This window comes from Streptosporangium sp. NPDC023825 (assembly GCF_040639575.1).
In the GTDB taxonomy this organism is placed as follows: domain Bacteria; phylum Actinomycetota; class Actinomycetes; order Streptosporangiales; family Streptosporangiaceae; genus Streptosporangium.
Map to the genome: position 1 here is coordinate 1 of NZ_JBFAAE010000085.1, position 13047 is coordinate 13047.

Here is a 13047-nt window from a genome sequence, read left to right on the forward strand (position 1 = left end):
TGCCCGACCGCCTGCCGTACCCGGGTCGCGGGGGCGTGGACGAGCGCCTCGACCCGGTACGGGGCCGGGGCTCCGCTCGCCGCCCGGACGAAGGCCGCGGCGTCCTCGGCCGGGAGCTGACGCGGCCGGAAGCGCGTGCCGGTCGCGGCCGGCTCGATCATCCTGTCGAGGCGGAAGCTGCGCCAGTCGTGCCGGGTCAGGTCGTAGGCGACCAGGTACCAGCGCCCGCCGAGCGCGACCACGCGGTGCGGCTCGACCTCGCGGCCGGTGGGCGCGGAGCCCCTGGCCGTGTAGCCGAACCGCAGCCGCTCCCGGTCCCGGCAGGCCTGGGCGACCGCGGTGAGCACCCCCGCCGCGACGACCGGACCGGACGCCGCGACGGAGAAGGTCATCGCTCGCAGGGCGTCCACCCTGGCCCGCAGCCGGGGCGGCAGGACCCGGACCACCTTGGTGAGCGCGCGCAGCGACACCTCCTGCATCCCGGCGATCCCGCTCTGCGCCGCGTCCCCGATGCCCACAGCGAGGGCCACCGCCTCCTCGTCGTCCAGCAGCAGCGGCGGCAGGACGCCGCCGGGCGCGAGCTGGTAGCCGCCGTCCGTACCCCGGGACGCGCTGACCGGGTAGCCGAGCTCGCGCAGCCGGTCGACGTCGCGGCGCAGGGTCCGCTCGGACACTTCGAGCCGGTCGGCCAGTTCCACGCCGGGCCAGTGGCGGTGGGTCTGCAGCAGCGAGAGCAGTCTGAGGGTCCGTGAGCTGGTGTTCGCCATATTGCCATCCTCACCCGACTTCCGGTCAGAAAGTGACCGGAAGCCTCCCTAGAGTCGATCTCGAAGGCCGTACCGACGCAAGGAACCAAAAAATGATCACTCGTGAGATCCGGCTGGCCGCGCAGATCGCCGGCGCACCGGCACTCGACCACTTCACCGTCGCCACGACCGAGGTGGACGGCGAGGTCCTGGTGCGCACCGACCAGATAGGGCTCGCCGCGACCTACCTGGAGTTGATGCGCGCGGACTGCACCATCCCGGTACCGGCCTGGCAGCCGGGCCGGCGGGTGGGCGTGGCCGCCGTCGGTACCGTCGTCCGGTCCGACAGCCCTGAGCTCGCGGTCGGTGACCTGGTCACGTCGATGACCGGCTGGAGCGAGTACTCGGCTGGCCCGGCCGCCCGGTACACCAGGCTCGACCCCGGCGCGGACCCCGGCCACCACCTCGGTCAGGGGCCGACCGCCTACTACGGGATGGCCGACGTGGCGGGCGTCGGCGAGGGCGACGTGGTGTTCGTCTCCGGCGCGGCGGGCGGGGTCGGCTCGCTGGCCGGGCAGATCGCCAGGTGCCTGGGCGCGGCGCGGGTGATCGGCAGCGCCGGCAGCCCGGCCAAGGTCGACTACCTGGTGAACGAGCTCGGCTACGACGCCGCGTTCGACTATCACGACGGCTCGGCGGCCGACCGGCTCCGGGAGCTCGCGCCCGAGGGCATCTCGGTGTTCTTCGACGTCGTCGGCGGCGAGCAGTATCAGGCCGCGCTGCAGGTGGCCAGGCCCGGCGCCCGCTTCGCGCTGTGCGGCTCGCTGTCCAGCCAGCTCGGCGACGCGGCGGAGCGCTTCCCCGAGCCCGACCGTGCGGCGGCCCGGGCCCGGGGCGTCGAGCTGCTGCCGTTCTCCTGCCACCACACCCCCGACCAGGTCGCCGCCTGGTGGGAGCACTTCGGCACCTGGCTGGGCGAGGGCCGCTTCGTCTACCCGCAGACGGTCGTCAAGGGCGGGATCGAGGACGTGCCGCAGGCGTTCCTGTCCCTGCTCCAGGGGTCCTACCGGGGCAACGTCTCGGTGCGGCTGTCGTGACGGCCCTCTCGGTCAGGGCCCTTAACCGGGCCCTGCTGGACCGCCAGTTCCTGCTGGCCCGCACCGATCGCCCCCCGCTGGAGGTGATCGGGCGCCTGGTCGCGCTGCAGGCGCAGGAGCCCAACTGGCCCTACGTCGGGCTGTGGAGCAGGATCCACGACTTCACCCACTCCCAGCTCACCACGCTGCTGCGGGATCGGAAGGTGGTCCGTTCCGGCCTGCTCCGCAGCACCCAGCACCTCGCCGCGGCCGACGACTTCCGCCGGCTGCGGCCGCTGCTGCAGCCCGTGCTCGACCGCACCGCCCGCTCGGCGTACTTCGCCCGCAACAGCGCGGGCCTGGACACCGCCTCGCTGGTCTCCACCGGGCTCGGGCTGCTGGCGGGCGGGACGACACCGCGAAAGGAGCTGGCCCGGCGGCTGGCCGAACGCCACCCGGGCCGCGACGGGCGCGTCCTCGCCGGAGAGGTCGAGCTCAGAGTCCCCCTCGTCCACAGCCCGGCCACCGGCGCGTGGGGCTCCTGGGGCAACCGGTCGGCCGTCTCCGTCACGCCCGCCGAGACCTGGCTCGGCCGGCCCATGGCCCCCGCGACCGTCAAGGATCTGATCCGCCGCTACCTGGCGGCGTTCGGCCCGGCCGGAACCATGGACGTACAGGCCTGGTCCGGGCTGACCCGCCTCGGCGAGGTCGTCTCCGGCATGCGCGCCGAACTGCGCCACTACCGCGGCCCCGACGGCAGGGAACTGATCGACCTGGCCGACGCGGAACTGCCCGATCCCGACACGCCCGCGCCCGTGCGGCTGCTGCCCGCCTTCGACAACGCCCTGCTCGGCCACGCCGACCGGACCCGCGTCATCGGCCACGAGGACCGCAAGCGCGTGATGCCCGGCCACGCACAGGTACGGCCCACCTTCCTCGTGGACGGCCACGTGCACGGAAGCTGGTCCCTCGAAGGCGGCACCCTGCGCCTGGCCCCGTTCCGCCCGCTGTCCGCGACCGATCGGGCGGCCCTGGAGCAGGAGGCGGAGCGCCTGCTGCCGTTCGTGGGGGGCGAGAACGTGTCCTGCGGCGACCCGATCGCGATCGGGCCGTCCTGAGCACCGGCCCAGGTGCCTGCTCCGCCGCCGGGGCGCTGCCGGGGCGCTCCCGCGACCGTCCGCGCGACCTCCAGGCCGGCCCGGGTGACCGTGGTCGCCGTCCGCACCCGTACGTCTCTCGCCGCACCCTCCTCCTTATCCTCGAAGGTGATGTCGGCCGCGGCGCGAGAGGTGAGATTCGTGACGGAACGCAAGCCACCGGGAGTCAGCTTCGAGACGTGGATCGACCGGCAGATCCGCGAGGCCACCGAGCGCGGGGAGTTCGACAACCTGCCGGGCGCGGGCAAGCCCCTGCCCGGCGAGGGGAAGCCGCAGGACGAGATGTGGTGGATCAAGCAGAAGATGCTTGAGGAGAACCTGACCTTCCCGCTGCCGGGAACGCTCGCGCTGCGCAAGGAGGCCGAGGAGTCCCTGGCGGCGGCGGTGGGAGCGCGCACGGAGGCCGAGGCTCGCAAGATCGTCGGCGACATGAACGACAGGATCCGCGAGAGCTACGGAAAGCCCCTGTCCGGCCCGCCGCTTCTCCAGCCGCTCATCGACGTGGAGGAGGTCGTCGCCGACTGGCGGGCCCGTCATCCGGTCGAGGAGAAGCCCGCCCCCGCCCCCGGACCGCCTCGCGAGAGGCGCTCCTTCCTCCGGTTCCTCCGGCTCCGGTTCCTCCGGCGGAAAGGGCACGGCTGATCGCTGCCGGCCCGGCACGCTCCGGACCTTCCCCGAGTCGGCCCTTCGCCGGCCGGAAGGTTACGAGTCGAGCCACCTTCTGAGCCCGTCCCACGTCAGGACGACGGCGAACGCTCCCGCCAGGGCGGCGAGGAAAGGAAGGTGATCCGTTTCGACACCTGTCCCCACCACACTCTCCGGATCGCCGGCCCGGTAGGTGATCTGGACCTGGTCCCCCCGTTCCGGGAGTGGGGACCAGCCGAACTCGCTCACCTCGGCGACGACCCGATGATCGCCGAGAGAGGTGAACTCGACGACGACGCGGTCGCCGAGAGGCGACTTGAGGCGCCGCTGCACGTCGGTGACGGTCGCCACCGTCGGGACCCCGTGCCGCAGGATGTCCTTCACCGCGAGGAGATGAGCGACCTGCCACCCGCCGAGAACGAGCATGACCAGGGCCGCCAGCAGGGTCACCACCGCCCTGCCTCTCGGCGTCGCCCAGGACCTGTCACGCCATCGGCTGGCCCAACGACGCGGACGTTCCCGCCGAACCGGCACGTATCTCACCTGGTTCCGCGGACCAGGTCCACGCTTCCGCTTGGTGGATCGCCTCATGCAGGTCCCCTCCGCGTGCAGGCGACGTTCTGATCGTTCAACGGGGACGCGGTGTCCGTCGTTCCCCGAAGCGGACCCCTCCGGCAATGGCGTCGCGTTTTCGAAAAGCACGCGTTCTCGAAAAGCGCCGTGCTTTCAGCCGCGCTTTCAATGGCGCCGCGCTTTCCGGAAGCGTTACGGTTTTCGAGAAGATCTCGTTTTGGACGGCGACGAGGCTTCCCGTATCGTCGTTGGAGTGAGGCTGTGATGACCGGCACACCACCGGGGCGGTGGTTCCTCGCCGCCGTCGGGGTCGCGGCGTTCCTCAATCTCTCCTGGTCCAGCGTGCCCTTCCCGTACTTCGAGGGAACGGTTTTCGGATTTTTCGTCTGGATCCCTCTAGGTCTGTACTGGCTTGTTCGCCTGCTCATGGCCCTCGCAGGAAGGGCTGGAACGCCACGGGCCGAGCCGTCGCGCTGGTTGCTCGCGCCGTTCGTCGTCCTCTGCGTGTGGGCCGCCATCCACCTGGACGTCTCCTTCTCCGCGCGGTTCGCCCTGTCCCGGTCCGGCATGGAGCAGTACGCGAAGGGAGTCCTCGCCGGCGGCGAGCGTACCGGTCTCGACTGCGCGTGGGCGGGGCTGTACCGGGTCTGCGGGCCCGACGTGATCGAGGGCGAGGGCATCCCCCGCGGCGTCCGGCTCGATCTGGTCGACTGGCCCTTCGCCTCGACGAGGTGCTTCGTCTGGATGCCCGAGGGCCGGCCGCGGCCCGAGGACCACGAGTACGGCCTCAGACACCTCACCGGTCCCTGGTGGGGTTGCCGGAACTGGGACGGTTGGTAACCGGTCCTCCCGAACCGGAACGCGCGATCTTCGCTCGCTGAGCGGAAAAGTAGCCATTCTCCGGCGCGATCACCGGCCGCGAGGCCCGTCACGGGGCAAGATCTGTCGGCTCTACCTGATATCGATTGCCCTGCATTGTTTCCACCGATCCATGGAGCTGCGGGATGGCGACGGTCACCTTTCGCGACGAGACGGCAACGGGAAAACCGCTGCACGAGTTCGCTCTTCCCGATCTTCCGGAGAGCATCTCGGCGCGTGAGCTCGTACGGCTGCGCGTCCGCGAGGAGGTCGCCCGGTTCAACGCCGAGCCCTCCGCCCGGTTCAACGGCCTGGTCCGTCCCGTGGACGCCGAGGTGGAACTGAACGGCTACCGGACGGGCGGCGTCAGGCGGCGCGTCGACTGGGAGAGGCAGGCGGACATCGCCGAGCGGGCGTTCCAGCGCAACGGGTTCGTGCTGCTGGTCGGGGAGCGGCAGATCGACGACCTGTCCGAGACGATCGACCTGACCGCCGACCCGGTGGTGTCGTTCATCAAGCTCGTCCCGCTGGTCGGCGGCTGACATGACCGAAGTCGACGACGTCAACCGCGCCTACAGCCACCTGACCGGATACCTGGACGAGGAGACCGTGGAGAGGTACCGCCGCTTCGAGGCGCTCTTCGCGCAGGGCCTGCGGCCCGGTCCGGACGTCGACTGGCGGGAGTACGGGCACTGGGCGCAGCTGAAGCTGAGCCTGGGACAGGGCGGAGGTCACGATCACGACGAGCGCGTCCTGCGGCTGATCCGCTCGGTGGCCGAGCGCGACATCGACTGGACACCCGGGGACGCGCGCGTTCTCGCGCACAGGGCGCAGCAGATGGTCGCCCGGGGCCACACCCGCTACGAGGAGATCTTCCGGCTCCCGCTCGCGGCGACGCGCCGCTTCGGCTTCCAGGAGCGCCGCGAGATCATCGGATGGCTGCGGGTGCCGCCCCCGCGCCCCCCGTTCCGGATGCCGGCGTGGGACGCGCGGGCCGGGCAGGTGCGGGAGGCGCTGTCCGGGCAGCTCGACGAGCTGCTGGTCGAGCCGGCCGAGCACGGTCCGGCCGGCGTGGTACGGAACATCATCTGGGAGTGCGACCCCTTCGCCCGGCTGCTGGCCGAGGAGTACGGACCGCGCCTGGCGGACCCCGCGGTCCTGCCGCTGCTGCGCCACTGGAACACCGCCCGGTCCACCAGACCGAGCGCGAAGTGGCTCAGGACCGCCAGGGCGCTGCTCACCCCCGGCACGGACGCCCTGGTCCGGGAGATCCTCACCCGGCTGGCGGCCCACCGGGAGCGAAAGATCACCCGGGGCAGCGGTGATCACGAGTGGAGGGAGACCGTCTTCCTGGACGAGCGCACCATCGTGCCGATGCGCGGCGCGATCTGGACGTGTGAGGTGATCGAGGAACGGTGGGTGACCTCGCTCCTCGGTGACGTCGCGCTGAACTGCGGCACCGGGAGCAACGGGATGGGCTCCACCTGCCGCAGCGAGAGGCTCACCAACACCGCCGTCGGCGCGCTGGCCCGCCGCGGCGGGATGGCGGCGATCGTGCCGCTGGCCCGTGTCCAGGCCAAGGTCCGTGCCCGCTCCGTGCTGAAGAACGTGGCGCTCACCCTGGACGAGGTGGCCGCGCAGGCGGGGCTGAGCCGCGAGCAGCTGGTGGACCGCACCGTACCGGCCTTCGGCCTCGGCCCGGACGGGGTCAGGGAGGAGCGGATCGGCGACTACCTCGTACGGCTGTGCGCCGACGGCCCCGCGCTGCGGTTCGTCAACCCGTCGGGCAGGACCGTCAAGTCGGCCCCGCAGGCCATCCGCAAGGACCCGGCGCTGGCCGAGCTCAGGATCACCCTGAAGGAGCTCAGGCAGGCGCTCGCGGCCGAACGGTTCCGGCTGGAGCAGGCGCTGATCAAGGAACGCGGGTGGAGCTGGCGGGAGGTGACCGAGTTCTTCCTCGATCATCCGGTCACCGGCCGGTACGCCCGCGCCCTGATCTGGCAGGTCTCGCCGGGCTCGGCAGGGCTGCCGGTCAGGACCGAGGCGGGCTGGGAACTGTCCGACCCGCGAGGGCACCGCGTCCGGCCGGAGCCCGACACCCCCGTCGGGCTCTGGCATCCGATCCACGCGGCCGCCGAGGAGGTGCGGGCCTGGCGCGACCACCTGCTGGAGCACGGGATCCGCCAGCCGTACAAGCAGGTGTTCCGCGAGGTCTACCTGCTGACCCCGGCCGAGGAGCGCGCCCGCACCCACTCGGCCCGCTTCTCCGGGCACGTGCTCCGCTACGGCCAGGCCAAGACGCTGCTGAACCAGCGCGGCTGGACCGGCCTGTCCATCGGTCACTGGGACTACGAGTGCGGCGGCGACCAGGGCGAGGCGGTCAGGGAGCTGTCCGGCTGGCGGGCCCGCTGGGGCATGCACGTGGTCGGCGACCCGGCCGCCGACGGGTGGGACACCGCCTCCTTCTGCGCCACCGAGGAGATCACCTTCCACCGGGCCGGACAGGGGGAGCTCTCCGGCCACGACCCGGCAGGCGACCGGATCGCGCTGGCCGAGGTGCCCCCGCTGGTGTTGTCGGAGGTGCTGCGCGACGCCGACCTGGCCGCGGGCGTCGCCTCCCTGGGCCTCGACCGGCTGGCGGTGGCCGGGCACGAGGACTACTGGCGCTCCTTTGGGTTCGGCGAGCTCACCGAGACCGCCAGAACCCGGCGCGACGCGCTGGCCCGGCTGCTGCCCCGGCTGAGGATCGCCGACCGGGCGGAGCTGACCGACCGGTTCCTGCGCGTACGCGGCGACCTGCGGACCTACAAGATCCACCTGGGGTCGGGCAACATCCTCATGGAGCCCAACGACGCCTACCTGTGCGTCGTCCCCGGGCACGACCGCGACGCCGCGTCCGTCTTCCTGCCCTTCGAGGAGGACGGCGGCATGCTCTCGGTCATCCTGTCCAAGGCCTTCCTGCTCGCCGCCGACACCGCCGTCACCGACCCGTCGATCACCCGTCAGCTCGGCGTCTGAACGCGCCTCGGCGGGGTGGCGCCGATGCCGATGACAATGGTGAGTACCGGATCAGCGGCGGTTTCCACTTCCGGCCGGTGCGGATTCCGGCCGGTGCGGAGAGGAGGGGGCGACGGTTCGCCGGAGCGGGTGGTCTACCGGTGATCGGCGAGGCCGGGGATCGACGCGGAGCGCAGGCCGCGGTCGACGAAGTCGATGAGCCATTCGAAGCTCTCGTCGATGTCGGCCGGCAACTGGAATCCGTTGGCGGCCTGCAGGGTGGCGAAGCCGTGGAAGATGCTGCGCAGCGCGCGTAGCGCGTGGGGTATCTCCTGCGGGGCGATGTCGTACCCCCGCAGTACCGCCTCGAAGGGGCCGAGTCCTCGCCTCTCGGCGACCGCGATCGGGTCGTCCGGGCCGGTCGGGGTGATGCCGATGGTGGCCGCGTAACGGCTGGGGTGGGCGAGGACGAAGTCACGCATCGCGCGGGCCGCGGCGGTCAGGGCGTCCCGTCCGGCGCGGCCCTGGGTGGCCGTGCCGAGCGTGTCGGCGGCTTCGGTGAGGGTGAGCGCCGCGATCTGCCGGTTGAGTTCGGCCTGGCCGGCGATGTGTTTGTACAGCGACGGGGTGCGCACTCCGACCCGCTCGGCCAGCCGGCCCATGGTCAGCTCGGTGAAGCCGATCTCGTCGGCGAGCGCGGCGCCGGCCGCGGCGATCGTGGCCGCGTTCAGGCCCGCCCTAGGCACGGACGCCGCCCAGGAAGCGCAGGATCGCGGCGAGGGTCTGCTGGGAGTACTGGACGTGCGGGTAGTGGCCGGCGCCGTCGATCATCTCCAGCCGGCCCAGTCCGGCCGGCAGGCCCGCGACGATCGCCTCGCCCTCGGCGCGAGGTGAGGTCCAGTCGGGGTCGAGGCCGCCCTGGACGACGAGAACCGGGCAGGTGACGTTGCCCAGCTGCTCACCGGCGTCGGCGGGTGAGATCTTGCCCATCGCCTGCAGGACCTTCATCCGGCCCGGCTCCCGCAGCATCGCGGTGATCTGCTTCATGCGCACGTCCCAGTCGGCCGGCTTGACGCCGGGGTAGGCGAGGTCCAGGTACTTGGCCCACTGCCGGGTGCTGCCCAGGACGGTGGTGCCCATCAGGTGGGTCATCCCGCGGCGGTAGGCGGCCACCCGCAGGTCACCGAGCCGGACCTGCTGCTTGCGGGTGAAGGGCGCGAGCTCGACCAGCGCGGTGACCAGTTCCGGGGCCTTGGCCGCGGCGATCGTGGCCGCGCCGCCGGAGATGGAGTGCCCGACGAGCACCGCCGGCCCGCCGAGGTGGCGCACCAGGGCGATCAGGTCACCGGCGAGGGCGGTGCGGGTGTAGGACGCCCACCCGACGCTGGACTCACCGTGGCCGCGCAGGTCCGTCGCGGCGACCCGGTACCCGGCCTCCACCAGGGCGGGGGCGAGGAACCGGTAGGCCTCGCGGCTGTCGCCCATGCCGTGGGCGAGCACCACCAGCGGGCCGGCGGTGCCGGTCACCTCGTAAGCGATGGTCCCACCGTCGACGTTCAGGAACTCGGTCATGGCTACCTCCAAGGGGCTCGTCAACGCCTTGCTAATCTCGTTAGCTAAAAGCTATCAGGTTTAGCTAACGAGTCAACCTCCGGAGCACATGCCGGCTTCTCCACGTCCGCCGCCGAGCACCCCCGCGACCCCCGGAGGCGTCCGGGCGGCGGCCCGACGCCGCTCCGCCGTACGTCCGGACCACGCCACTCCGCCGATCCCCGGCTGAAAGTTTCACGGCCGGTTGACGGACGGGAGACGACCGCTGACGATCATGTTGCCTCCGGGTCAGGGAGGGGGTGTCGAGTGAACGTCACTATCCGTTGCGAGGTACACCGATGCCGAGAACTCCGTTACGGGCAGCGTCCGCCCTTCTGCTGACGCTGGCCGTCCTCACCGTCCCCGCGGCGCACGCCGACGAGGTCGCCCCGGTCTCCGTGACCGTCAACGCCCGCGCCGCGCTCGCCACCGTCCCCGAGACCGGCATCGGTACCAACCACGCGATCTGGGACAGCCGTCTGGGCACCGACGAGACCGCCGACCTGCTCAAGGACGCGGGCATGAAGCTGCTGCGCTATCCCGGCGGCTCGTACTCCGACATCTACCACTGGGCCGACCACACCGCCCCCGGCGGCTACGTCGCCCCCGACACCGACTTCGACACCTTCATGCGCGGCGTGCGACGCACCGGCGCGCAGCCGATGGTGACCGCCAACTACGGCACCGGCACGGCGCAGGAGGCCGCGGCCTGGGTGCGGCACGCCAACGTCACCAAGGGCTACGGCGTCAAGTACTGGGAGATCGGCAACGAGAACTACGGCAACGGCCACTACGGTGCCGCCTGGGAGGCGGACGACCACGCCGACAAGAGCCCTGCCGAGTACGCGCGCCACGTCGTGGCCTACTCCGACGCGATGAAGGCCGTCGACCCGACCATCAAGATCGGCGCGGTGCTGACCACGCCGGCCAACTGGCCCGACGGGATAGTCGCCGAGGGCGACGCCGGGACCTGGAACGACGTCGTCCTGTCGACCGCCGGATCGAAGATCGACTTCGTGATCCTGCACTGGTACCCCGGCGCCTTCGACAGGGCCGCGCACGTCCCCGACATGATCCACCTCACCCGTCAGCAGATCGCGAAGCACGTGGGCACCGGCTCCGAGCGGATCGGCATCGCGATGACCGAGTTCAACACCGGGTCGAACAGCAACGGCGCGACGACGCAGCCCGGCGCGCTGGCCGCCGCCGACGCCTACGCGACGCTGCTGGCCAACGGGGTGTTCACGGTCGACTGGTGGAACGTCCACAACGGCATCGGCAACGTCACGCAGGTCGAGGGACACACCGACTACGGCGACTTCGGCCTGCTGTCGAGCGGGACGTGCACCTCCGACGGCAGCGTCTGCGAGCCGTCGGCGAACACGCCCTTCGCGCCGTACTACGCCCTCCAGATGGTGAGCAGGTTCGCCCGCCCCGGCGACCGGTTCATCCGGGCCGCGACCGACCAGGCGAAGGTCGTCGCGCACGCCGTACGCCGCCCCGACGGCGACCTGGCCGTCCTGCTGATCAACACCTCGTCCGACACGTCCTACCCCGTCACGATCGGCTACTCGGGCTTCAGCCCGGCGTCCGGGGCTCCCACCGTGCTGACCCACACCAACGGCGCCACGAGCATCACCACGTCGACCACGGGCAGCGCGACCGGCCGGACGCTGCCACCGCTCTCGCTGACCACGGTCGTCCTGCGTCCCGCCTCCGCCCAGACCGGCCTGCCGGGCGTGCCCGGACAGCCCACGGCCTCCGCCGTGACGGACAGGACCGCCACCATCTCCTGGCCCGCCGCCCCCGCCGGCGCGCGCCCGATCGTGAAGTACGAGATCCACCGCCAGAACGGAGCCGTCAGCGAGCAGATCGGCGAGACCACCGGCACCTCGTTGACCGTGGACAACCTGAAGCCGGGCACGCGCCACACGGTCAACGTGATCGCCCGGGACGGCGGCGGCGGCGTCTCGTCGCCCTCCGCGCCGCTGACGTTCACGACCGGCACGCCCGCCTCCAGCTCGTGCTCGGTACGCCTGACCAAGCAGTCCGACTGGGCCAGCGGCTACGTCGGCGCCATCGAGATCACCAACGACGGCGCGCCGATCGACGGCTGGACCCTGAACTTCGGCTGGCCCAGGACGTGGCAGAGCCTGGGCAGCGGCTGGGGCGCCGTCTGGACGCAGGACGGGCAGGACGTCAGGGTCGTCAACGACTCCGGCAACGGCTCGCTGCCCACGGGCGCGTCGGCCACGATCGGCTTCGTCGGCAACTACAGCGGCCCGAACACGCTGCCCGCCGTCTTCACCCTCAACGGGACCGTCTGCACGACCAGGTGACGGTTACCGCCGCCGGACCGGGCGACGGCCCACGGACCGTCGCCCGGCACGCGGGTCCCGAAGGCCGGGGCCCGGGGAGCCGGACCCCGCGGATCCCTACCCCGACGGGGTGAGGCGCGGTTCGCCGGCGGTACGCATACTTGGCTTCATGACCGAGCACGGGCACCTCGCCGACTTCCTCCAGGCACGCCGTGGCCTGCTGCGACCCGAAGACGTCGGGTTGCGGACCTACGGCGAGCGGCGCCGGGTGCCCGGGCTGCGGCGGGAGGAGCTCGCGATGCTCGCGGGCATCAGCGCGCCCTACTACACCCGCCTGGAGCAGGGCCAGTCACGCAACGCCTCGCGCGAGGTGCTCGACGCCATAGCGAACGCCCTGCGCCTGGACGAGCCCGAGCGTGCCCATCTGCACGCCCTGGCCGGCGCGCCGAGACGCGGCCGGCCCGCGAGCCGGCCGCGTCCCGAACGCGTCACCCCGGCGACCAGCGCCTTGCTGGCGGCCTTCGGGAGCACACCCGCCATCGTGGTCGGCCGCCGCAGCGACGTCCTGGCCTGGAACCGTCAGGGTCACGGCCTGTTCGCGGGCCATCTCGACCCGGACGGCCCCGGCGTCCCGGAGCGGCGGCCGAACATGGCCAGGCTGGTGTTCCTGGACGCGCACACCCGCGACCTGTACACCGACTGGCCCGCCAAGGCCAGGGCCGTGGTGGGCAACCTGCGTCTCACGGCCGGGCGGCACCCGGACGATCCGCTGCTGGCCGGGCTGATCGGCGAGCTGACCATGCGCAGTCCGGAGTTCGCCTCGATGTGGGCCGATCACCGGGTCCTGGCCTGTGACGTCGCCGACTACGAGATGCGCCACCCCCTGGTCGGGACGCTGACGGTCACCCAGCAGACGCTGCAGAGCCCGCAGGGGAACGGCCCGGCCCTGGTGGTGGCCACGGCCGATCCCGGTTCCCCCTCCGCGACGGCCCTGACCCTGCTCTCCCACGTCACCGCGCCGCGGGAGGCGAACCGGCCGCGCCACGACGCCGGAACCCGCACCACCTGACCCGAGGGGATCGCGACC

The 13047-nt window shown here is 72.0% G+C and carries 12 protein-coding genes; 8 read left to right on the top strand and 4 right to left on the bottom strand.

The window, feature by feature from the left end:
• Positions 1–767, bottom strand: a 767-nt coding sequence (locus AB0G15_RS39815) for a YafY family protein (RefSeq protein WP_362850526.1), incomplete at its 3' end; no start/stop codon positions are given.
• 92 nt (positions 768–859) lie between these two features.
• On the opposite strand from AB0G15_RS39815, the gene AB0G15_RS39820 reads away from it, so the two are divergent.
• From AB0G15_RS39820 to AB0G15_RS39830, 3 genes are all read left to right on the top strand, one after another.
• Positions 860–1843 carry an NADP-dependent oxidoreductase gene (locus AB0G15_RS39820; protein WP_362850527.1) on the top strand — a complete coding sequence of 328 codons (984 nt, stop codon included), beginning with the start codon at positions 860–862 and terminating at the stop codon, positions 1841–1843.
• A complete protein-coding gene (locus tag AB0G15_RS39825) occupies positions 1840–2940 on the top strand; it encodes a winged helix DNA-binding domain-containing protein (protein WP_362850529.1) in 1101 nt (366 codons plus the stop codon). The genes AB0G15_RS39820 and AB0G15_RS39825 overlap by 4 nt, the downstream gene beginning before the upstream one ends.
• A 180-nt stretch (positions 2941–3120) precedes the next feature.
• Positions 3121–3621, top strand: coding sequence for a DnaJ family domain-containing protein (locus AB0G15_RS39830; protein ID WP_362850531.1), 501 nt, complete (start codon positions 3121–3123; stop codon positions 3619–3621).
• A 60-nt stretch (positions 3622–3681) separates the two neighbouring features.
• Here the strand turns inward: AB0G15_RS39830 and AB0G15_RS39835 are convergent, their stop codons facing one another.
• Positions 3682–4077 (bottom strand): DUF3592 domain-containing protein, encoded by a 396-nt coding sequence (locus AB0G15_RS39835; protein WP_362850533.1) that lies wholly within the window; start codon positions 4075–4077, stop codon positions 3682–3684.
• A gap of 384 nt (positions 4078–4461) precedes the next feature.
• Between AB0G15_RS39835 and AB0G15_RS39840 the strand changes: the two genes are divergently transcribed.
• From AB0G15_RS39840 to AB0G15_RS39850, 3 genes are all read left to right on the top strand, one after another.
• Positions 4462–5037, top strand: a complete 576-nt coding sequence (locus tag AB0G15_RS39840) for a hypothetical protein (RefSeq protein ID WP_362850534.1) — start codon at positions 4462–4464, stop codon at positions 5035–5037.
• Between the two features lie 164 nt (positions 5038–5201).
• Positions 5202–5597: a hypothetical protein gene (locus tag AB0G15_RS39845; RefSeq protein WP_362850536.1), complete on the top strand. Its 396-nt coding sequence runs from the start codon at positions 5202–5204 to the stop codon at positions 5595–5597.
• 1 nt (position 5598) lies between these two features.
• On the top strand, positions 5599–8073 hold the full coding sequence (locus AB0G15_RS39850) for a DUF4132 domain-containing protein (protein ID WP_362850538.1): 2475 nt from the start codon (positions 5599–5601) through the stop codon (positions 8071–8073).
• Between the two features lie 134 nt (positions 8074–8207).
• Here the strand turns inward: AB0G15_RS39850 and AB0G15_RS39855 are convergent, their stop codons facing one another.
• Entirely contained in the window at positions 8208–8798 is a 591-nt protein-coding gene (locus AB0G15_RS39855; RefSeq protein ID WP_362850539.1) for a TetR-like C-terminal domain-containing protein, read from the bottom strand.
• A complete protein-coding gene (locus tag AB0G15_RS39860; protein ID WP_362850541.1) occupies positions 8791–9624 on the bottom strand; it encodes an alpha/beta hydrolase in 834 nt (277 codons plus the stop codon). The genes AB0G15_RS39855 and AB0G15_RS39860 overlap by 8 nt, the downstream gene beginning before the upstream one ends.
• 317 nt (positions 9625–9941) lie before the next feature.
• On the opposite strand from AB0G15_RS39860, the gene AB0G15_RS39865 reads away from it, so the two are divergent.
• Positions 9942–11981: a cellulose binding domain-containing protein gene (locus AB0G15_RS39865; protein WP_362850543.1), complete on the top strand. Its 2040-nt coding sequence runs from the start codon at positions 9942–9944 to the stop codon at positions 11979–11981.
• Positions 11982–12129: 148 nt separating this feature from the next.
• Positions 12130–13029, top strand: a complete 900-nt coding sequence (locus AB0G15_RS39870; RefSeq protein WP_362850544.1) for a helix-turn-helix transcriptional regulator — start codon at positions 12130–12132, stop codon at positions 13027–13029.
• Positions 13030–13047 lie beyond the last annotated feature (18 nt).